This is a genomic window from Streptomyces sp. NPDC051183 (genome assembly GCF_040682455.1).
GTDB lineage: Bacteria > Actinomycetota > Actinomycetes > Streptomycetales > Streptomycetaceae > Streptomyces.
In genome coordinates, this window is record NZ_JBFBBA010000017.1 from 98,217 (window position 1) to 118,391 (window position 20,175).

The window sequence follows — 20,175 nt, forward strand, 5'->3', positions numbered from 1 at the left end:
TTCATTCCCCCAGGTTGAGAGTGAGTTTGGTGACGGCGAACGCCTCGGCGTAGCGCGCGTGGCATTCGATGCCGCGAATCCGTGCGAGACCGAGGAAGGCCTCCCGGTCGTACCAGGGCCGGTGCCGCTGCGAGGGGTAGTGCTCCTGCAGCAGCGCCACCTTCCGTTCGGCGATCTCCGGCGACAGCGGCTGGTACGCCGCCGGACGGCCCAGATCCCCGTCCCACTTGACGATCTCGTAGCCGAGCACGAGGTGGTCGCGGAACGCGGTGGTCACCAGCTTCGCCAGGCAGCGGTGATCCTGGTGCGCGTCGTCGGTGCGCGGTGCCAGCACCAGATCCGGCTCGGTCCGTACGCGCAGTTCCTCGACCGCGGCCTTGGCCTCGTCCCAGTGCGTGGGCATCCGGCCGTCCGGCAGCTTGAGCACGGTCAGCCGCAGATCGGCGCCCGGGCAGAAGGCGGCGAGCGCGGCCTGCTCCTCCGCCTCCCGCTCGCTGCCACCGCCGGAGAGCACCAGTACGTCGATGCGGACACCCGGCCGCGCGAGGCACAGCGCCAGCAGCGTGCCACCGGCACCGATGGCGATGTCGTCGCAGTGCGCCCCCACCGCGACGATCCGCTCCAGGGGCCCGGCCCCGAGCCGGATCACGCGCGGCCTGCCCCGGCGCCGTCCCGCTCCCACACGGCCCACGGACGGTCGCCCATCGCGTAGGCGGCGTCGAGCGAGGCCCGCTCCTTGACGGTGTCGGTCGGCTTCCAGAAACCGCGGTGCTGGTGTGCCACCAGCCGTCCCTGCTTGGCCAGTTGGGTGCATCCGTCCGCGACCAGGTCGCCGTTCTCCGGTATGTGGTCGAAGACCTCCTGGCGGAGCACGAAGTAGCCGCCGTTCTCCCACAGCGGCAGTTCGCTCACCGGCGTGATGCCCCCCACCAGGCCGTCCTCGCCCAGGTCCACGCAGTGGAACGAGGACTGCGGCGGCACCACCATCATCGACGCCCCGGCGTCGCGCTGGGAGAACCGGTCGATCATCTCCGGCAGCGGTGCGTCGGTGAGCACGTCGGCGTAGTTGGCGAGGAACATCTCGTCGCCGTCCAGGTGGTGGCGCACCCGGCGCAGCCGCTCGCCGATCGGCGACTCGATGCCGGTCTGCGCGAACGTGATCGTCCAGTCGGCTATGTCGGTGGACAGTAACTCGGCCTGCCCGCCCCGCAGCACGAAGTCGTTGGACGTCGTCTCCTCGTAGTTGAGGAAGAAGTTCTTGATGTGGTGGGCCCCGTACCCGAGGCACAGGATGAACTCCTTGTGCCCGAAGTACGCGTAATAGCGCATGACGTGCCAGATCAGCGGCCGCGGGCCGACCATCGCCATCGGCTTGGGCAAGTCGTCGGAGGCTCCGCTGCGCATCCGCAGTCCGTAACCGCCGCAGAACAGTACGACCTTCATGACTTCACCTCGACAATGCTCAGTTCCGGGATGGGGAAGACCAGCCGGCCGCCCCAGTCGTGCACGAAGGACAGCTGCTCGACCAGCTCGTCCCGCAGGTTCCACGGGAGGACGAGCACGTAGTCCGGCCTGTCGGCCGCTATCTGCTCGGGCGGCAGGATCGGGATGCGGGTGCCCGGCGTGTACCTGCCGTGCTTGTAGGGGTTGCGGTCGACCGTGTACGGGAGCAGGTCGGGCCGGATGCCGCAGTGGTTGAGCAGGGTGTTGCCCTTGCCCGGAGCGCCGTAGCCGACGACCGTCTCGCCGCGCTCGGCCGCCTCGATGAGGAACCGCAGCAGGTCCCGGCGCACCTTGGCCACACGGGCGGAGAACTCGGTGTACCCGGACAGCTCCTGCAGCCCGGCGGCCTTCTCCCGGTCCAGGACGTCGGTCACCCGCCGGGACGGCTCGCCGGCCACCTCGGCCGGCCGGGCCCACAGCCGGATGGAACCGCCGTGCGTGGGCAGCAGCTCGACGTCCACGAGCGTGAGCCCGCCGCTCGCCAGCGCCCGGGCCGCGGACGCGACCGTGTAGTACTGGAAGTGCTCGTGGTAGATCGTGTCGTACTGGTTCTCCTCGATCAGGGTCAGCAGGTGCTGCACCTCGATGGAGACCCAGCCGTCGTCGGCGACCAGGGCGCGCAGCCCCTGGGTGAACCCGACCACGTCGGGGATGTGCGCGTACACGTTGTTGGCCACGACCAGGTCCGCCGGACCGTGCTCGGCGCGGACGGCGGCGCCCGTGGCCGGCTCCAGGAACGCCGTGAGCGTGGGCACACCCGCCTCCCGCGCCGCGGCGCCGACGTTCACCGAGGGTTCCACGCCCAGGCAGCGGATCCCGCGGTCCACCACGTGCTTCAGCAGGTACCCGTCGTTGCTCGCGACCTCCACCACGAAGGCGTCGGGGCCGAGCCCCACCCGCTGCACGGCGTCCGCGACGAACGTGCGCGCGTGCTCCACCCAGGAGGTCGAGTAGGAGGAGAAGTACGCGTACTGCGTGAACGTCTCCTCCGGCGTGATCAGCGGAGGGATCTGCGCGAGCCAGCAGTCGGTGCAGACCCGCAGGTGCAGCGGGTACGCGGGCTCCGGCCGGTCCAGTTCGTCCGCGGCGAGAAAGCTCTCGCACGGCGGGGTCGCCCCCAGATCGACGACGCTCGCCAGCGTCGCCGAGCCGCAGAGTCGGCATCGTGTCATCTACTGCCCCCATCCCTGCTCGCGCGGGTGCCCCGTCGCGAGCCAGCGGTTTCCGTCTCCTACCGGCGGCGCACCGTCCTCGCCGCCGCACCGACCCGCGATCGCGGTGCGGTACTCCTCCAGCAGGCGCTCCAGCCCGACGGCCGGGCTGAACCCCTGCTCGTAACGGCGCCGGGCCGCCCGTCCCATCTCCCGGTTGCGGGCCGGCTCGGCCGTGATCCGGCGCAAGCAGGCCGCGAGCGAGGCGGGCTCGCCCGGCTGGTGGAGCAGCCCGGTCACCCCCTCCTCGACGAGTTCGACGAAGGCGCCGTGACCGGCGGCGACGGTCGGGACCCCCGCTGCCATCGCCTCCACGACCACCAGGCCGAAGGCCTCCAGCCACGTGGACGGAGCCACGACGGCGACCGACCGCGCGATGGCCTGCCCGCACTGGGCCGGGTCGTACAGGCCGACGTACCGCACGTCGTCACGGCCCGCCGCCCAGGCGGTCACCTCGCGCTCCAGCGGCCCGGTGCCGGCGATCACGAGCGGCACGCCCGCACCGCCGTCCGCGGCGAGCTCGTCCCACGCGGCCATGAGCAGCCGCACGCCCTTGGCCTCCGCGAGCCGGCCCAGGTAGAGCAGGTGCTCCCCGGCGCCCGAGCGGCGGACGTCCGGCTCCGGCACGAAGTTGTGCTTCACCGCCAGCCGCTCCGGCGGCATGCCGGCCCGTACCAGGACCTCGCGCTGCGCCGCGGAGATGCACAGGAACCGCTCCACGCCGGACCACCACCGCCGCCGGTTGACCGACAGGCTGACCGCGAGCGGCACCGTCGCCAGCCGGGAGCCCCGGTAGCAGCCGTGCCGGACGGCGGGCAGCGGGGAGGCCCCGACGCACTCGGCGCACGGCCGGCCGTCCCGCTGCAGCGTGCCGGGCGGGCAGACCTGGGTGTAGTTGTGCAGCGTGGCGACGGCGGGCACGCCGGCATCGGCGCAGGCGGCCAGCACCGCGGGCGACAGCAGCGGGAAGACGTTGTGGACGTGCACCACGTCCGGCCGCTCGGTACGGAGCCGGGCGGCGAGCTCCTTGCGGACCGCCGGGTTCCACGGCACCAGCAGCGGCAGCGCCGCCTTGGAGACCAGGGACCGGGCGGCGATGTCGTCGCTGCGCCGCTCGAACACCTCGACCCGGTGGCCGGCCCCGCGCAGCAGCGCCACCTCCTGGTCGACGACCTTGTTCTCCCCGCTCGGCTGCGCCGAGGCGTAGCGGTTGTGCACCACGAGAACGTGCATGCTCAGTTCACCTCCGATTTCCGGGCCCATTGCGGTACGCGTCGCCGGGGGAGTCCGGGCGTCGCCGGGGGAGCGGCAGCGGCAGCCGCCGGCGCCGCCAGCAGCGAGGCGGCCACGGTCAGGTGCAGCAGGTAGGGCGAGGCGTCGCCCAGCCCGGCCTCGGTGTACGACGCGATGGCGCAGTAGCTGATCAGGAAGAGCGCGCAGGCCCGCTGGAGCGAGGGCGGGCGCAGCAGCGCGACGCCGCCCAGCACGATGATGACTGCCGCCACGATGGCGGTGCCGGTCAGACCCTGCTCGTGGTAGACGGCCAGCCAGCTGTTGTCGATCGGCAGTCCGCCGAAGGACTTGTCGCCCAGGCCCGCGCCGAACAGTTGCTCCGACACGGTCCGGGGGGCGGCGAGCAGGGCGTCCCAGACCTTGGCCCGGCCGGTGAGGTTGGAGAAGTTCTCCTTGCTCTGCCCGCGCAGGAACCACGCCTGCAGCGCGGAGTTGAACGCCACCGCGGCCACCGTGGCGCACAGCACCGCCCAGGCGAAGAACCGGCGGGCGGCGGCGCTGGTCAGGACGAGCGAGCCGATCGCCAGGGCCAGCCCGACGAGCAGGCCGAGCGTGGCCGTCCGGGTATGGGTCAGCGCGAGCAGGACGAGCGCCGGGACGATGACCAGCGCTGCGCTGCCCCTGTCGGCCCGGCGGCCCAGGAGCAGCAGCACGGTGAGCCCGATGATCACCGCGGCGTACTGGCCGATCTGCGGCGGGGTGAGCGGCCACAGCGCGCCGACCAGCCGCCCGCCGTAGAGCTCGGGCATGGCGGCGCCAGGTGAGATGAGCAGGCCGGCGGCCACCGACGCGAGCACCGCGAAGTACAGCCGGATGTGGTGCCGGACGAAGTTCGGGCTGCCGTCCCACCAGCGGCTGAGCAGCCACAGCGTGCCCACGAAGAGGGCCAGCCGGGTGCAGCGGAACAGCGCGCCGAACCCGGACTCCAGGTTCACGCTGGAGAGCACGCTCGGCACCAGCAGCAGGGTGAGCAGGAACAGGTAGGCGCTGGCCCGCACGCGCAGCCGGAGATTGAGGGCGAGCGCCAGCGTGAACGCGGCCACCAGCGAGCCCATGGTGATCATCTGGATGAGGGAGCGCGGAAGCGGGACGATGGTCTTCGCCCCGGCGGAGCCGAGCGTGTTGAGGATCAGCAGCCCCCAGACGACCCCGACGGCCCTCGGGGTGCCGTGAGGGCGCGCGTCTGCGTACCGGTCCATCTCAACCACCGGCCTGTGGTTGGAAGGTGCTGCCCGCGTCCTGCTGGTACGGAGCACCCTGCCACTGCCCGAAGTCCAGTTCCCGGCTCGGGTCGTGGGCGACGAAGCTCCACGGCCCGAGGTAGACGTTCTCGTGCCAGCGGTTCTGCTGCTCGTGGGTGATCGCCTCGGCCACCGGTTCGCCCTTGTACGGCGACCAGTCCGGGTACGTGCCGTAGTTGGCCAGCACCGCCATCCGGCCGCACTTGACCGTGCACCCGACGACGGACGCGTCCAGCACGAAGCGGTTGTGGTGGATGTCCACCCGCTGGGTCTTCCACCGGCAGTCGGCGTAGAGCGGCGCGGTGGCGATCGCCGGCCGTGCGCAGCGGTCGGTGCCCTTCACCAGCAACGTGCAGTCGCCGGACGAGGTGTTGGCCGGGCTGTTGCAGAACCGGTCGGCGTTCTCCCACAGGGTGATCCCGGACCAGTTGTTCTCCAGCAGGTTCTGGTCGACCTCGATCCTGTCCGTACGCGCCGGGATCCGCGGCTCGCCCCCGGACTCGGACAAGTAGACGGTGGCGAAGGGGAAGTTGTCGCCGCGGTCGGCCTTCTTGCGGCCCTCGACCACGTTGTTCCCGCGGATCGTGTTCTTCCGGATGACCGCGTTGTAGCTGGTCTCGTAGATGAGGGCGGCACCGTCGTTGGCCTCCAGCACGTTGTCCTCGATGCGGAAGTCGTTGTTGTTGGTGTCCGCCCACAGCCCGGCCCCGCGGTTGTCGTGCACCCAGTTGCCGCGTACGTCGGCGCCGTTGACGGCCCAGAACTTGACGCCTCCGGTGCAGCCGCAGCCCGGCTGCCGCCGCTCCCAGTCGTCGGTGTTGTTGGCCGTGATCTCGTTGCCCTCGACCACCAGGCCGCTGACGGGGCCGCCGGACTTGTAGGCGTTCAATCCGTACTGTCCGTTGCCGCGCAGACAGCTGGCGCGGACCTGCTGGCGGGCCCCGGCCATCAGCCCGGCGCCGGAGTTGTTCTGGATCGTCGCGTGCTCGATCACCCACCCGTCGGCCGAATCGTGGTTGACCACGCCCTCGTTCTGCGGCGCGACGAACCCCCGCACGGTCAGGTAGCGGATGGTGACGCCGGAGGCGTCGCCGCCGAACGCGTACTGGTTGGTGCTCCGGCCGTCGAGCACGGCGCCCGGCGCGCCGAGGTAGGTGTTCCCCTCCTTGGGAATCACCTGGGCGTAGCGGTCCGGATCGAGCCCGTGCTCTCCCGGTGCGAGCCAGAACGTGGTGTTCGGGGGACTGCTCTTGGTCTTCGCCGCCAGGTCACCGGCCACCGCCGGGTCGACCGTCACCGCGCCCGCCGGCGCCTGCGCCGGACCGGCCGCAGGCTTGGCGCACACCTGGGCCACGGACGTGGAGGACGCCCCGGAAGCGGAGGGCGTCCCGGAGGCGGACGAGGTCCCGGAGGGCTCCGCCCGGTCGTCGGGCGTGCCCGTACAGCCGGTCGCCGCCAGCAGGGCCAGCGCCAGCGGTGCCGCCGGCAAGGCCCAGTGCCGCCACTTGATCACCACGCCTCCTCCCTAGCCGCGGAACCCGAGTACGGTGACGAACTCCCCCGACGCCGCGGTGCCGTCGGCGACGCCCGTGCCGACCAGCGCCGTCGCGGGTTCCTTGCGCCCGAAGCCTGCGGAGTACCAGCCCAGCGGCGGGTCGCTCTCGCCGCGATGCGCCCGCCAGGACAGCTGTGCGGGCAGGTCGAGCACCGCGGAACGGTCCTCGCCGTCCCGGGTCCAGGTGAGCACCGCCCGGTTCCCCACCAGGTCCGCGGTGACCGCGGGGCCGAGGTGGAACGCCAGGCGCACGGCCCCGCCATCGCCACGCACCTCGTCGACCACCCGCAGCTCCCGGCTCGCGGCCGTGAGCTCCACCCGGCGGCGGTGCACGGAGCCCTGGTAGCCGTCGTGCTCGGCGCACCAGCGGACCGTCCCTCCGGCCGAGGCGCCGGAGGTGTCCGCGACCAGGACGCGGCTGGGGGCCTGGCGGGTCCACAGGAACGGGCCGCCGGAGACGGACTGGTCAGCGCCGTCCAGTTGCAGCGTGTTGTGGCCGAGGGTCGACCGGAAGTACTGCCGCCACTCGGGCTGCCCGTGGTAGCAGAACGTCCCCGGGTCGGCGAGTACGTCGACCCCGTCGTGCCGGACCTCCACGGACAGCGCGTCCGCGTGGGCGTGCGCGGCGATGGACAGGAACCCGTGCGGGCCGCCGTCACAGCGGCACCAGATCTCCTCCGGACCGCGCAGGATGGTCATGCCCGCATCGGCGAAGTGGGCGGGCCGGCTCGCCGGGCGGGACACGGACGGCGGGGCGGGCCGGATGAGCGCGGCCAGCAGCGGGGTGCGCACATCGGTACCGGTCACCGCCGGCCACCACGCGAGCCGGCCGAACACGGCGTCCCCGGTGGCCAGCAGCGAGGCCCAGCGGTCGGTGCCCGCGCCGTCCACGACCAGACCGTGCCCGTCGTCCGCGTCGCCCTGGCGCGGCGGCCGCAGCCGGCCGTCCACGACGGCCGCGAGCGCGTCGGTCATCCGCAGCAGCACCACCCGGATCGTCGCGGGGACCGGCACGTCGGCGGCATCCGCCTCGGCCACGGCGGCCAGACCGAGCTCCAGCACGAGACCGTGGTACTCGGTGGCCAACTCGCGGTTGAGGCCGGAGTGGAAGGTGTTGCCGCGCAGGTGCCGTTCCAGCGAGCGCAGCGCGCCGGCCCGCCAGCGCGCCGAGGAGGGGAACCACCCGAACGCGCAGGCCGCGGCGAACTGCCCGGCGGCCTCGGCGATGACGTGGTTGTTCGCCGAAGACCCCCGGCTGGGGAAGGCGGCCAGCCAGCGCTGGTGGTGCCAGATCTGCTCAACCGCCACCCGGTTGCCCTCGAACAGCCCGGCCGCGCCCGGCCAGCCGTCGAGCAGCCGGCGGATCCACACCCAGGACAGCAGCCGGATCCCCAGCTCGATGCCGCTGATCCAGTGCACGCCGCTCAGCGGCGGGTTGGCCGCCCACCACGACTGCAGGTGCTCCGCCACTCGCTCGGCGTACCGCTCGTCACCGGTGACCGCGTAGGCGGCGGCGAGGACGGTGAGGTACTGGTGCCGGGACGGCTCCCAGATCTGCTTGATGTCCCCGACCGCCTCCTCGTCCCGGTACGGCACGTCGAAGGCGTAACCGGACGGGGCCCGGCGCCCGGTCTTCGGGTCGCACCACCAGTCCGGGTCGACCAGGTCGTCGCGCTGCACCCCGAAGAACTCGGCGTGCCCGGCCATCAGCCGGTCCGCCTCGGCGACCAGACGCTTCGCGGCGTCCGGCGGCACCGCGGCGATCGTCCCGGCCGGCAGTACGGCGGTGAACCGGGCGCCGGTCACGCCCGGGCAGGCCGGCCGCGCCGACCGCCACCGCCGTCTGCGCACCGCGTCGCCCACCCGGCCGCCGACCTCCCGCGGTCCCATCCGCGACAGCCGGCGCAGGTACCAGCCCGGACTCCCCGCGATCACAGTCATCGGGCGCCCGCCAGCGTCACCGGCGCTCCGGCGGCCAGACTGGCCTGCACGGCGAGGGTGGCCGACGTGGTGGCGACCAGCGACTCCAGCGGCACCGGCATCGGCCCGCCGGTCCGCACGGCCCTGACGAACGCGGCCAGTTCGGCGGACTGGCCCTTGTCCCGGGCCTTGGGCAGCCGCGAACTGACCCACCGCTTGCGGCTGTACACCGAGGCACGGACGAAGTCGTCGAACCGCAGCACCTTGCCGTCCGCGACGAGGTCCAGGGTCTCCTTGGGGAAGCCCGACGCGCCGGTGGTGACGTAGCTGATCGTGGCGGTGGACCCGTCCGGGTAGCGCAGCACGACCTGGAGGTCCTCGTTGCCCGGCGTGGTGACGGCGTACACGGAGACCGGGTCGGCCCCCAGCAGCCAGCTCGCCGTGTCGATGAAGTGTCCGCCCTCGCCGGCGAACCGCGAGCCCTCGGTGCCCTGCTGGAGGTACCAGCTGCCGTGCCCGAGCCGGCCCGCGTTGACCAGGTAGCGCAGGCTCGCCGGACCCGTCCGGGCGCCGAACCGGTCACCGGCCTCCCGCAGCAGCGGCGCGAACCGGCGGTTGAAGCCCACCTGCAGCCGGTCGTTGCCGGACTCCTCCACCGTCGCCAGCACACCGGCCAGTTCGTCCTCGGTGAGGGCCAGGGGCTTCTCCACGAACACGGCCTTGCCGGCGAGCAGCGCCTTGCGGGTCAGTTCGGCGTGCGAGCTGTGCCGGGTGACCACGAACACCGCGTCGATCGCGGGGTCGCCGAGCACGGCGTCGAGATCGGTGGTCGCCTCGGCGAAGCCGAACTTGCGCTGTGCGTTGGCCGCGGACAGAGCGGTCGTGGTGACGACCGTCGACAACGCGACGCCGTCGCGCTCCGCCAGGTGCGGCAGCAGCATCGAGGTCGCGTAGTTCCCCGCACCGACGAACGCCAGGCGCACCGGCGCCTTGCCGGACCGGGCCGGGGCGGACGCCCCGCCGCCGCGCCGCACCGCGGGCACCGTGACCGCCGGGGCCTGCGCTTCCCCTTCGCCCGTGTGCTCGGGGTACTGGAACAGCACGGCCACGGCCTTCAGTTCGCCTTCCTTCAGGCGCTGGTACGTCTTGACGGCGTCGTCGAAGTCGGCGATGTGGGAGATCAAGGGCTCCACGTCGACGCTGCCGCGGGCGAGGAGGTCGAGGAAGCACGCCAGGTTGCGGCGCTCGGTCCACCGCACGTAGCCGATCGGGTAGTCCCGGCCCTCCAGCTCGTACTCCGGGTCGTAGCGCCCGGGCCCGTAACTGCGGGAGAAGCGGACGTCGAGCTCCTTCTCGTAGTACGCGTTCCACGGCAGGTCCAGACGGCACTTGCCGATGTCGACGACCCGGCCGCGGTCCCGGCTGAGCCGGGCGGCCAGCTCGACGGGCTGGTTGCTGCCGCCGCCGGCCGCCAGGTACACCTGGTCCACGCCGTGACCGCCGGTGAGCTCGGCGACGGCCGATTCCACGGCCGCGGACGCGGGATCGCCGCAGGCCACGGCGCCCAGGCGCTCGGCGAGCTCGCAGCGCGCCGGGTCGGGGTCGGCCCCGACGACGCGGACCCCCGAGGCGGCCAGGAGCTGCACCACCAGCTGCCCGATCAGCCCGAGGCCGATGACCAGCGCCACCTCGCCGAGCCGGGGCTCGCCGCGGCGCACCCCCTGCAACGCGATCGACCCCACGGTGCCGAAGGCCGCGTGCCGGGGCGCGAGGCCGTCCGGCAGCCGGGCGTAGAGGTTCTTCGGCACCCAGTTGAGCTCGGCGTGCAAGGCGTGTTCGTTGCCGGCGCAGGCCACCAGGTCGCCGACCGCAACGTCGTCCACCCCGGCGCCGACCTGCTCTACCACCCCGCACAGCGAGTAGCCCAGCGGCGTGTAGGAGTCCAGCTTGCCCATGACCTTGCGGTAGGTGGCGGGCACCCCGTTGGTGGCCACGCTCTGCATGACCTTGGCCACCTGGTCCGGCCGGGAGCGGGCCTTGCCCAGCATCGACATGCCGGCCTCGGACACCTTCATGAGCTCGGTCCCGGTGGATATCAGCGAGTAGGCGGTGCGGACCAGCACCCCGCCCGGCTTGCACCCCGGCACCGGCACGTCGAGCACCGCCAGCTCGCCGCTCTTGTAGTTCTGTACGACCTGCTTCACGCGAACTCCTCCGAATTTCCTAAGCCGTTAACCGAGTGCTCTGGCCGGACCCGGAGGTCGCGTCGCGATACCAGTACTCGAGGGTCAGCACATGCCACAGATGCTTGGAGAAGTCCCGCTGCCCGGCGGCGTCCTCGGCGACCATGCGCGCCAGCGCGTCGCGGCGCAGCAGCCCGGACCGGACGAGTACGCCGTCGTGCACCACCTCGCGCACCAGCGGCGCCAGGTCCCGGCTCATCCAGGCGCGCAGCGGGGCGCTGAACAGCCCCTTGGGCCGGTAGACGATCTCCCGGGGCAGGACCGAGGCGGCCGCTTCCTTGAGGACGGCCTTGCCCTGCCGTCCGACGATCTTGCGCTCGCCGGGTATGGCGAACGCCGCCTTGACCACTTCGACATCCACGTACGGCACCCGCACCTCGGTCGACGCGGCCATGCTGGAGCGGTCGGTGTACGTGAGGTTCAGGCCCGGCAGGAACATCCGGGCGTCGCCCAGGCACATGCGGTTGACGAAGTCGTCGAGGTCGTTGTCGTGGTAGACGTCCGCGTGCTCGGTCAGTACGTCCTCGACCGTCCCGGCCAGGTCCGGATCGACCAGGGCGAGCAGCTCGTCCTGGTCGTACATGGTGTAGCTGCGCCGGAACGCGGTCTCCTCCGGCAGATCGGCGAAGGAGAGGAACCGCTTCGCGAACCGCACGGAACGGTACCCCCGGCGGGCCGAGGCGACCGGCAGCCGGTCCACGGCCCTGGACAGGCCGCGCCGCAGGGGCCGCGGGACGCGCTGGTAGCGCAGCGCGAGCAGGTTGGCCAGGTGCTTGCGGTACCCGGCGAACAGCTCGTCGGCGCCCATCCCCGAGAGCATCACCTTGACCCCGGCCTCCCGGGCGGCCGAACAGATCAGGAACGTGTTGATCGCGGCGGGGTCGCCGATCGGCTCGTCCAGGTGGTACGTCATCTGCGGCAGCAGGTCGAGCACGTTCGGAGCGATCTCGATCTCGTGCAGGTCGACGCCGAACCGCTCGGCCACCTGCCGGGCGTAGCGCAGGTCGTCCGGCATCGCCTCGAACCTGGCGTCCTCGGCGCGGAACCCGATCGTGTAGGCGGAGATCCCGGGATGGTCGCGGGCCGCCAGCGCGGTCAGGTAGCTGGAGTCGAGCCCGCCCGAGAGGAAGGTCGCCACGGGTACGTCGGAGAGCAGGTGGCGCCGGGTCGACTCCTCCACGACGGCGGCCAGGTCCGGCCGCTCGCCGCTCCGGGCCCGCTCCCGGCCCTCGGACGCGACGTCCCGGAGGTTCCAGAACCGGCCGCGCTCCACCCGGCCGTCCGGGCGGCACCGCAGCCAGCTCCCCGGCGGCAGCTTCTCGGCCTCGCGGAACGCGCACCGCGAGTCCGGCACCCAGTAGTACAGCAGCGAGGCCACCAGCGCCGCGTGGTCCACCTCCAGCGACCCGCCGGTGGCGGCGGCGAGCGCCTTGAGCTCGGAGGCGAACACCAGACCCTCGCCGCGCCGGAGCAGGAACAGCGGCTTGATGCCGAGCTGGTCGCGGGCGAGCGCCAGCTCTCCGGTCCGCTCGTCGAAGATCCCGAAGGCGAACATGCCGCGCAGCCGGGGCAGGCAGTCCGTGCCCCAGCGCCGCCAGGCCTCCAGCAGCACCTCGGTGTCGGAGGTGCCGCGGAAGCGCACCCCGGAGGCGGCCAGCTCGGCGCGCAGCTCGGGCGCGTTGTACAGCTCGCCGTTGTACGTCAGGACGAGGCCGTCCGAGGCCATCGGCTGGGCGCCGGTCTCGGACAGGTCGATGATGGCCAGCCGGCGGTGCCCGAGGTGCACTTCGCCGTCACCGACGGGATGGCCGTACCGGCCGGCCCCGTCCGGACCGCGATGGGCGAGGGTGTCGGTGAGCCGGTCGGTGACGGCCTTCCCGTCCGGCCATAGGTAGGTACCTGCGATGCCACACATGTGCTACTGCGCCTCCTGGTCGCTGTCCGGGACCCGTGCCGCCCATGTCGGCGTCCGCTCCGCCCGCCGCCGGCCCGTCCCGTTCTGCCGGGCCGGCGGTTCGTTCTGGCCGCGCGGCGCGCCATGCGGCCCGTCCCACAGCGTGCCGTCGGTCCGGTCACGCGGATCGGGGTCGATCAGCACCGCACCGATCACCGCGATGCGCTGGTCCGCGAGTTGCCGCGCCACGGTGTGCAGCCATGCGGCGCTGCCGTGCCCGGCGCGTACGACGAGCACGGTCCGGGTGCCGAGGTACTGGAGGTCGGTCCACGCCGTGCCGGGCGCCACCGATCCGACGCCGAGCCGGCGCTCCTGCCCCTGCCCCTGCTCCGGCACGGCGGCGGCACGCTCGCCGCCGACCACGGTCGGGTCTCCCGGCTTCGGGCGGCGGCGGTTGGCGAGCTGCATGCCGGGCAGCGCGTCGACGACGACCACCGGTCCCTCCGCCCCCAGTGCCCCGGCCAGGTCCAGGGCGATCGCGCCCGTACTGCGCGCACAGCCCAGCTCCAGCAGCGACACCGGTTCCGCGGAGCCGCGCACGGTCCGGGTCAGGAACGCGGTGAGCCGTTCGCGTGCCGCCCGGACCCGTCGGCGCCGCCACAGCCGGGGCGACCGGCCGGGGAGCTCCGCGATGACCGAGACGCCGAGGTTCGCCGCGATGTCGCGACGCAGCACGGGGCGGTCCGCCACCACGGTGCCGATCGCGGCCACCGCGAGCCCGAGGACGAGCCCGAGGACCATGCCGATCGCGGCGTTGGTGGCAGCGGTCCTGGGCAGGGAGTGCCGCAGGGCGCGCGGTGCGTCCACGATCTGCGTGCCGGCGATCAGCTGGGGCGTGCCGACGCGCGCCTCCGCGGCGCGCTGGCCGAAGTCGGCGATCCGCGCGGTGAGTTCGGCGCGGCGGGCGAAGAGCGACTCGGTGTTCGCCGACGCCTTCGGCCCGGTCTCCCTCGATCCGTCCCCGATCGCCTTGTTGACCTGGGCGAGTTCGTCCTGCATCCGGTCACGCTGCTCGATCAGGGTCTTGGCCTGGGCGTCCGCGGCTTCCTGTATCCGCTTGACGTGGTCCGCGACGAACGCATCGGCCAGCGCCTTGCCGCGGGCCACCGCCTCGGTGTCGCTGCCACCGGTCACCGTGATCTGCAGCAGGTTGTTGGTCAGGCCGATGCCCGCGTAGTCCTCCATGAAGTCCTCGGGCTTTTCGGAGGAATTCAGGGACTGCAGGGCGTTGCCGGCGATCCGCGTGGTCTGCAGCAGCGCGACATCGGTGCGGATCAGGGTTCCGGGGTCGTTCGGCTGGTCCGCCTGATGCGCCACCAGCACCTTGGTCACCGCGGTCGGCGGCGGCGGCAGGAGGACCGCCACGGCCGCGCCGAGGAGCAGCCCCAGCAGCGCCATGGAGGACCACAGCCGGCGGCGCCTGCGCACCGCGACGACCAGCGCCTGGAGGTCCAGCAGCGGAACCGCGGCCGAGGGCTCCGGAGTCGTACTCGTCGTCACACCGAACCTCGCCTCGCGTCGTCGCCAACCGCGAGCGCCGGCGCGGCGGCATCCCGGGGGTGTCCGGCGGACCGCGTCGGACGGGTCCGGACCGTGCCGGCGAGGACGGCGCCGACCATCTCGTACTCGGCGTCCGCACAGGCCTCGGCGATCCCGGCGAGCTCCGCCGCGGTCCAGCTCCCCGCGCTGAGCACCAGCAGGGCACCGGATTCGCCCTCGCGGTCCGGCACCATCGGCCGGGACACCGAAACCTCCACCACCCGCAGCACGGAAGGATCGCCCCCCGCCTCGGTCACGAGCTGCCCGGCGGCCCGGCGGGCGGTGTCGTCGCCGTCCGGGACGACGACCAGCAGCCGCCGGGGCGCCGGCAGCCGGTCCCGCAGGCGGGCGCAGACCCGCCGGTAGCGGAGCTGCCTGCTGGCCTCGTCGCCGGAGGTCTGCGGGGCCGGAACGTCCCACCGGACGTCGGTGCCCAGCAGCCGGCGGATCCGGGCCGCGAGGCCACGGCCTTCCGGCCGGTTCGCGTTCCGTTCACCGGGTACGTCGACGGTACCCAGCAGCGGCGAGCCCAGCGCCGCGGCGATCTCCGGTTCGGTGCGCAGTCGGCGGCTCATCCGTGCGGCGGTGAGATGGCCGATGACCGCGAGCAGGAAGGACAGCAGCGCCCCCGCGACGACGAGCTGGATGCTCGTGGGCGGTGCCTCGCCGGTCGGCCGGGCGGCCGGCCCCATGACGACCATGTTGGCCTTCTCGGTGGCCGGGTCGACCTGCTCCAGCTTGTTGACGGCCTCCTGCAGCGCGGTGCGCAGCTTCGTGAGCTCGGTACGGGTCTGCACGCTCTCCACGGTCTGCCCCGCACCGGCCGCATCGGCCAGTTCGGTGATGCGGCGGCTGGTCTGCACCACCAGCTGCCGCAGGGCCTCGGGCCCCGCCGCCGCGTCGGGGTCGGTGTCGTCCCCCGCGATCCGCGCGGCGAACGTGACGAACTGCCGGGCCACCTGGTCGGAGAGCTGCTGTGCGCGCTCCGGGGTGTCGGCCGTGCCCGAGATCTTGATGATGTTCCCGTCGGAAGCCTTGGCGCTCACCTGATCCCGCAGCCCGCTGCCGCGGACCTGGGGCCAGCCGATGGTGGCGGCCACCCGGTCGACCACCACCGAACTGGTCGCGATCTCCGCCTGCGTCAGCAGCTCGCGCTCCTCCCACGCCCCCGGCAGCAGTACCGACGCCGACGTCGTGTAGCGCGGCGGGAACAGCACGGAGGTGCCGTAGCCGACGAGTGCGCCCACCACGGTGAGGATGGTGAGGAGCCGCCAGCGCCGGCGGATGATCCGTCCGATCGTGACCAGGCGTATCGTGTCATCGCTCAACGACGCGGCCTCCGCCTTGCCCGGTCCGGGTTGCCCGCCGACACCGGAGCCCGGTCACGGCAGGCGGCGGCGTAGGCGGCGAGCAGCGACGCCTGCGAGTTCCGCCAGGAGAGCGGCCCGCCGATCCGCTCCTGGCCGATCTTGCCCATCTGGGCCCGCTTCTCCGGATCGTCCAGCAGCAGCGCGATGAGCCCGGCGAACTCGGACTCGTCGTTGGCGGGTGCGTAGACGGCGGCGTCACCGGCGGAGACCCGCGCCTCCCGGAGGTCGAACGAGACGATGGGCCGGCCCATCACCATGTACTCCAGGACCTTGTTCATGGTGGACACGTCGTTGAGCGGATTGCGCGGGTCGGGGGAGAGGCACACGTCCGCGGTGGACAGGTAGCGCGCCAGGTCGGCGTCCGGAATGCGCCCGGTGAACTCCACCTGCTCCGAGAGCCCGAGCTGCCGGGACAGCTCCACCATCGCGTCGAAGGTGTCTCCGCCGCCCACGAACACCGCATGCCAGTCGGTCCGTCCGAGCTCGTCACGCAGCTTCGCCAGGGCCCGCAAGGCGTAGTCGACGCCGTCCTGCGGACCCATGACACCGAGGTAGCACAGCAGATGGGGCTTTCCGCGCTTCAGCTCCAGCTCGGGCGGCACCGGCTGGAACCGGTCGGTGTCGGGCGCGCTGCGCACCACGAAGACGTCCGCCGGTTTCCGGCCGCCACGGCGCACCGCGACGTCGCGGTAGCTCTCGTTCGTGGCGAGCACGACGTCGGCGGCCCGGTAGGTACGCCGTTCCAGCGCGCACACGGCGCGGTAGAGCAGATCCTTGCCGCGGTCGAACCGGGAGAGGTACAGCTCGGGCACCAGGTCGTGCTGGTCGAAGACGAACCGCGTCCCGTACCGCCGCTTCAGCCACAGGGCCGGCAGGAACAGCAGGTCGGGCGGGTTGCAGGCGTGGACCACGTCGACCGGGCCGACCTTGCGGGCCAGCCGGAGCGTGTGCCACAGCGCCGTTCCGTACTCCTGGAGGTAGCCGGCCGGCCCCCCGGTGGCGGCGCGCAACGGGTAGCGGTGGATGCGCACCCCGTCGATCTCCGCCTCCGGTTCCGTGTCCCGCTTCTCCCCCTGGGGGCAGATGACGTGCACCGTCCAGCCCGCGTCGCGCAGGGTCGTGCACTCCTGCCACACCCGCCGGTCGAAGGGCACCGACAGGTTCTCCACCAGGATCAGCGCGCGGCGGCCGAGGCCGTCACCGCTGTCCGCGTTACCAAGCAAGGCCCATGTATCCCGGTTCGGCCCGGCGCGCCTCGGCGTCGGGAAGGCGGATGAGATCGACGATCACCGGGCCGTCACCGTCGGGCCGGGGCAGCGCGGACAGCACGTCCGGATCCCCGGTCCCGACGAGGCACACCTCGGCATGTTCGAGCACCTCGTCAATGGACTCCGCGAGGAGCTTCGCGAGATGCGGCAGCCGTGTTTCGACGTACTCGCGGTTCGCGCCGAGCAGCCGCGAGAGGTTGACGTTGGGGTCGTAGATCCGCAGGTCGTAGCCCTTGCCGAAGAGCCGCTCCGCCAGCTCGACGAGCGGGCTCTCGCGCAGGTCGTCGGTGCCGGGTTTGAAGGACAGCCCGAAGAGGCCGACCCGGCGCCTGCCGGTGCGCTCGACCAACTCCACCGCGCGTTGCAGGTGTTCGGAGTTGGAGGGCAGTACGTGGGCGAGGATCGGCACCGATACGTCGGCCTGCCGCGCGGCGTGCACCAGGCTGCGCAAGTCCTTGGGCAGGCAGGAGCCTCCGAAGGCGAAGCCGGGCCGCAGGTAGGCGGAGCTGATGTTGAGCTTGCGGTCGGCCAGGAACACGTCCATCACCTGGTGCGAGTCCACCCCGAGCGCCTGGCACACGGCGCCCAGCTCGTTCGCGAAGCCGATCTTGAGGCCGTGGAACGCGTTGTCCGCGTACTTGATCGCCTCGGCCGTCGGGACCGGCACCCGGAACACCTCGCCGGGCAGTCCCTCGTACAGCGCCGCCACCACGTCGCCGTCGGCCGCGGCGAGCTCGCCGATGACGGTCTTGGGCGGGTCGAAGAAGTCCCGCACGCTGGTGCCCTCCCGCAGGAACTCCGGGTTGACCGCGACGCCGAAGTCCACCCCGGCCGTGCCGCCGATGTACTTCTCCAGGATCGGTACCAGCAGGTTCAGACAGGTGCCCGGAAGCATGGTGCTGCGGAACACCACGGTCTGCCGCCCGCCCCGCTCGGCCACCGCGGCACCGATCTGCTCGGTGACCCGCTCCAAGTACGTCGTGCACAGGCTGCCGTTGGGCTCCGACGGCGTGCCCACGCAGACCAGCGACACCTCGCTGTTCATGATCGCTTCGCGGACGTCGGCGGTGGCGCGCAACGCCCCGGTCCGTACGACCTCGGCGATGAGCTCGCCGATCCGCTCCTCGACCACCGGGGCCTTGCCGTCGTTGACCAGGTCGACCTTCACCTGGTTCACGTCCACCCCGATGACCTCGTGGCCCAAGCTGGCCAGGCACGCGGCCGACACGCAGCCCACGTAGCCGAGCCCTAAGACGCTGACCTTCATGACCCGTTCCTCCCCCCAGACAGGCCCTGTTGGCCTGCTGTCCGCGAGCTGACCGGACTGCACCCTGCGCGCATCAGTACGCCCCCTGCCCTTGGAGCACCGCGCGGAAGGTCTTCCACAAAATCACCATGTCCAGGGCGAGCGACCAGTCCTCCACGTACTTCAGGTCCAGCCGGACCGCCTCCTCCCACGGCAGGTCGCTGCGGCCGCTGACCTGCCACAGGCCGGTGAGCCCGGGCTTGACCAGCAGGCGCCGCCGGATGTCGGGGCCGTACGCGGCGGACTCCTCCGGCAGCGGAGGCCGCGGGCCGACGAGCGACATCGATCCCGTGAGCACGTTGAGGAGCTGCGGGAGCTCGTCGATCGAGTACCGGCGCAGTACTGCTCCCACCCGGGTCACCCGCGGATCCCGGCGGAGCTTGAACAGCAGGCCGGCGCCCTCGTTGAGCTCGGCCAGCTCGGCACGTGCCCCGTCGGCCCCGGCGACCATGGTGCGGAACTTGAGCAGGGTGAACTCCTGGCCGTCCTTGCCGACCCTGCGCTGGCGGTAGAACGCCCCGCCCCGGCTGTCCGCCAGGACGAGCAGCCCGACGAACGCCATCAGCGGCGCGAACAGCAGCAGCAGGATCGCGGCGCCCAGCCGGTCGACGACCCTTTTGACGACCCGGCGGCCCCCGGTGAAGGCGGGCATGCTGACGCGCAGCAGCGGGATCCCGAGTACGGCGTCGATGTGCAGCCGCGGACCGGCCACCTCCATCAGCACCGGGGCCACGACCATTTCGGCGTCGCTGCCTTCGAGGTTCCAGGCCAGCCGTTGCAGCCGGTTCGGTGACCAGTGCGGGTCCGGGGTGACGGCGACGACGCGGTAGCCGTCGCGGTGGACGTGGCCCGCGACGTCCGTCAGCCGGCCGACGACCGGCACGCCGTCGAGTTGGTCGCCGTCGAGCCCGAGACCGTCCGTCGTGCACACCGCGTCCACCCGCCAGCCGAGCTGGGGGAACTTGCGGGTCCGGGTGATCAGGTCGCGCAGGGTGGCCAGGCTCCCGGCGGCGAGCACCGGTCGCAGACACCGTCCCGCCTTGCGCTGTTTGTGGAGCCAGAGGCGCAGCAGGTACCGCGCCGTCATGGTGATGAGTGCGATCGCGGGGATCGCGACGAAGATCCAGAGCCTGATGTTGCGCGAGGTGAGGGCGATCCCGCCGAGCGCGAGTACGACGGTCGCCGTGAAGAGTGAGCGTCCGAGCCTGCGGAACTCCTCGGCGCCGCCCTGGCCGAGTACGGCCGGCGCCCACGACCGGCTCAGCGCCAGTGTCCCCAGCACCAGTAACTCGGTGCCGAATGCGAGGATTCCCCACTTCTCGTGCCAGTTCGCCGCGTCCCTGGATCCGAAGAAGACGCCGATCGCCGCCACCACGAAGGCGGTGGCCACGGTGTCACTGGTGATCACGGTCCGGCGGTACCGCTGTTCCCAGTCGATCGCGGGCCGGCTCATCGTCCCGTTCGCAGGCCGCCCGCGCGCCGCCGGAAACGGGTTGACTAATTCCCTCTGCTGCACAGGACCCCCCCAGGCCACCAGTGGTTCGGAGTGTTCGCCTCACACTGTTTCTCCATGGGGAGGCCCCGCCCCCCCGCATGGCGTACCGGCTACTGCAGCGCTACTTGAACACCCACTCGGGCGGCAGCGGACCCGGACGTTCTACCGGAGTGCCGAGGCACGCGGGAACCCGTCGGAAATTCGGATGATCCACTAGCCCCCCCGGGCTCAGGAATTGATCACTTGAACGTTCGGTGCAGAGGATGCGACCGCTTGA

Annotated in this window: 14 protein-coding genes; all 14 read right to left on the reverse strand. The window is 72.3% G+C overall.

Annotated features, from left to right (window positions below):
• Position 1 precedes the first annotated feature (1 nt).
• The 14 genes from AB0M99_RS17375 to AB0M99_RS17440 all read right to left on the reverse strand — a co-directional run bounded on the left by AB0M99_RS17375 (position 2) and on the right by AB0M99_RS17440 (position 19,919).
• Positions 2-649 carry a PIG-L deacetylase family protein gene (locus AB0M99_RS17375; RefSeq protein ID WP_365921168.1) on the reverse strand — a complete coding sequence of 216 codons (648 nt, stop codon included), beginning with the start codon at positions 647-649 and terminating at the stop codon, positions 2-4.
• The gene (locus AB0M99_RS17380) at positions 646-1,443 is read right to left on the reverse strand and encodes a glucose-1-phosphate cytidylyltransferase (RefSeq protein ID WP_365921170.1); all 798 of its coding nucleotides are present in this window, start codon (positions 1,441-1,443) and stop codon (positions 646-648) included. The genes AB0M99_RS17375 and AB0M99_RS17380 overlap by 4 nt, the downstream gene beginning before the upstream one ends.
• Positions 1,440-2,675: a class I SAM-dependent methyltransferase gene (locus AB0M99_RS17385; protein WP_365921172.1), complete on the reverse strand. Its 1,236-nt coding sequence runs from the start codon at positions 2,673-2,675 to the stop codon at positions 1,440-1,442. Before AB0M99_RS17385 ends, AB0M99_RS17380 begins: the two co-directional genes overlap by 4 nt.
• Entirely contained in the window at positions 2,676-3,947 is a 1,272-nt protein-coding gene (locus AB0M99_RS17390) for a glycosyltransferase (RefSeq protein ID WP_365921174.1), read from the reverse strand.
• 2 nt (positions 3,948-3,949) lie between these two features.
• Positions 3,950-5,206, reverse strand: coding sequence for an O-antigen ligase domain-containing protein (locus AB0M99_RS17395; protein WP_365921176.1), 1,257 nt, complete (start codon positions 5,204-5,206; stop codon positions 3,950-3,952).
• Position 5,207: 1 nt separating this feature from the next.
• Complete coding sequence (locus tag AB0M99_RS17400; protein ID WP_365921178.1) at positions 5,208-6,764, reverse strand: right-handed parallel beta-helix repeat-containing protein; 1,557 nt, start codon at positions 6,762-6,764, stop codon at positions 5,208-5,210.
• Positions 6,765-6,773: 9 nt separating this feature from the next.
• The gene (locus tag AB0M99_RS17405) at positions 6,774-8,744 is read right to left on the reverse strand and encodes an alginate lyase family protein (protein WP_365921180.1); all 1,971 of its coding nucleotides are present in this window, start codon (positions 8,742-8,744) and stop codon (positions 6,774-6,776) included.
• On the reverse strand, positions 8,741-10,927 hold the full coding sequence (locus tag AB0M99_RS17410; protein WP_365921182.1) for a bi-domain-containing oxidoreductase: 2,187 nt from the start codon (positions 10,925-10,927) through the stop codon (positions 8,741-8,743). Before AB0M99_RS17410 ends, AB0M99_RS17405 begins: the two co-directional genes overlap by 4 nt.
• Positions 10,928-10,946: 19 nt before the next feature.
• A complete protein-coding gene (gene asnB / locus AB0M99_RS17415; RefSeq protein WP_365921184.1) occupies positions 10,947-12,881 on the reverse strand; it encodes an asparagine synthase (glutamine-hydrolyzing) in 1,935 nt (644 codons plus the stop codon).
• Positions 12,882-12,884: 3 nt separating this feature from the next.
• Positions 12,885-14,420 carry a Wzz/FepE/Etk N-terminal domain-containing protein gene (locus tag AB0M99_RS17420; RefSeq protein ID WP_365921186.1) on the reverse strand — a complete coding sequence of 512 codons (1,536 nt, stop codon included), beginning with the start codon at positions 14,418-14,420 and terminating at the stop codon, positions 12,885-12,887.
• On the reverse strand, positions 14,417-15,787 hold the full coding sequence (locus AB0M99_RS17425; protein WP_365921188.1) for a Wzz/FepE/Etk N-terminal domain-containing protein: 1,371 nt from the start codon (positions 15,785-15,787) through the stop codon (positions 14,417-14,419). The genes AB0M99_RS17420 and AB0M99_RS17425 overlap by 4 nt, the downstream gene beginning before the upstream one ends.
• Positions 15,784-17,052, reverse strand: coding sequence for a glycosyltransferase family 4 protein (locus AB0M99_RS17430; RefSeq protein ID WP_365921190.1), 1,269 nt, complete (start codon positions 17,050-17,052; stop codon positions 15,784-15,786). Before AB0M99_RS17430 ends, AB0M99_RS17425 begins: the two co-directional genes overlap by 4 nt.
• Positions 17,042-18,364: a nucleotide sugar dehydrogenase gene (locus AB0M99_RS17435; RefSeq protein WP_365921192.1), complete on the reverse strand. Its 1,323-nt coding sequence runs from the start codon at positions 18,362-18,364 to the stop codon at positions 17,042-17,044. The genes AB0M99_RS17430 and AB0M99_RS17435 overlap by 11 nt, the downstream gene beginning before the upstream one ends.
• Positions 18,365-18,437: 73 nt before the next feature.
• On the reverse strand, positions 18,438-19,919 hold the full coding sequence (locus AB0M99_RS17440) for a sugar transferase (RefSeq protein WP_365921194.1): 1,482 nt from the start codon (positions 19,917-19,919) through the stop codon (positions 18,438-18,440).
• Between the last annotated feature and the right edge of the window lie 256 nt (positions 19,920-20,175).

What these genes read in the sequence shown, in the direction of transcription:
- AB0M99_RS17380 (WP_365921170.1), bottom strand. Translation starts at nt 1,443, where the DNA reads ATGAAGGTCGTACTGTTCTGCGGCGGTTACGGACTGCGGATGCGCAGC.
- AB0M99_RS17385 (WP_365921172.1), bottom strand. Translation starts at nt 2,675, where the DNA reads ATGACACGATGCCGACTCTGCGGCTCGGCGACGCTGGCGAGCGTCGTC.
- AB0M99_RS17390 (WP_365921174.1), bottom strand. Translation starts at nt 3,947, where the DNA reads ATGCACGTTCTCGTGGTGCACAACCGCTACGCCTCGGCGCAGCCGAGC.
- AB0M99_RS17395 (WP_365921176.1), bottom strand. Translation starts at nt 5,206, where the DNA reads ATGGACCGGTACGCAGACGCGCGCCCTCACGGCACCCCGAGGGCCGTC.
- AB0M99_RS17405 (WP_365921180.1), bottom strand. Translation starts at nt 8,744, where the DNA reads ATGACTGTGATCGCGGGGAGTCCGGGCTGGTACCTGCGCCGGCTGTCG.
- asnB (WP_365921184.1), bottom strand. Translation starts at nt 12,881, where the DNA reads ATGTGTGGCATCGCAGGTACCTACCTATGGCCGGACGGGAAGGCCGTC.
- AB0M99_RS17435 (WP_365921192.1), bottom strand. Translation starts at nt 18,364, where the DNA reads ATGAAGGTCAGCGTCTTAGGGCTCGGCTACGTGGGCTGCGTGTCGGCC.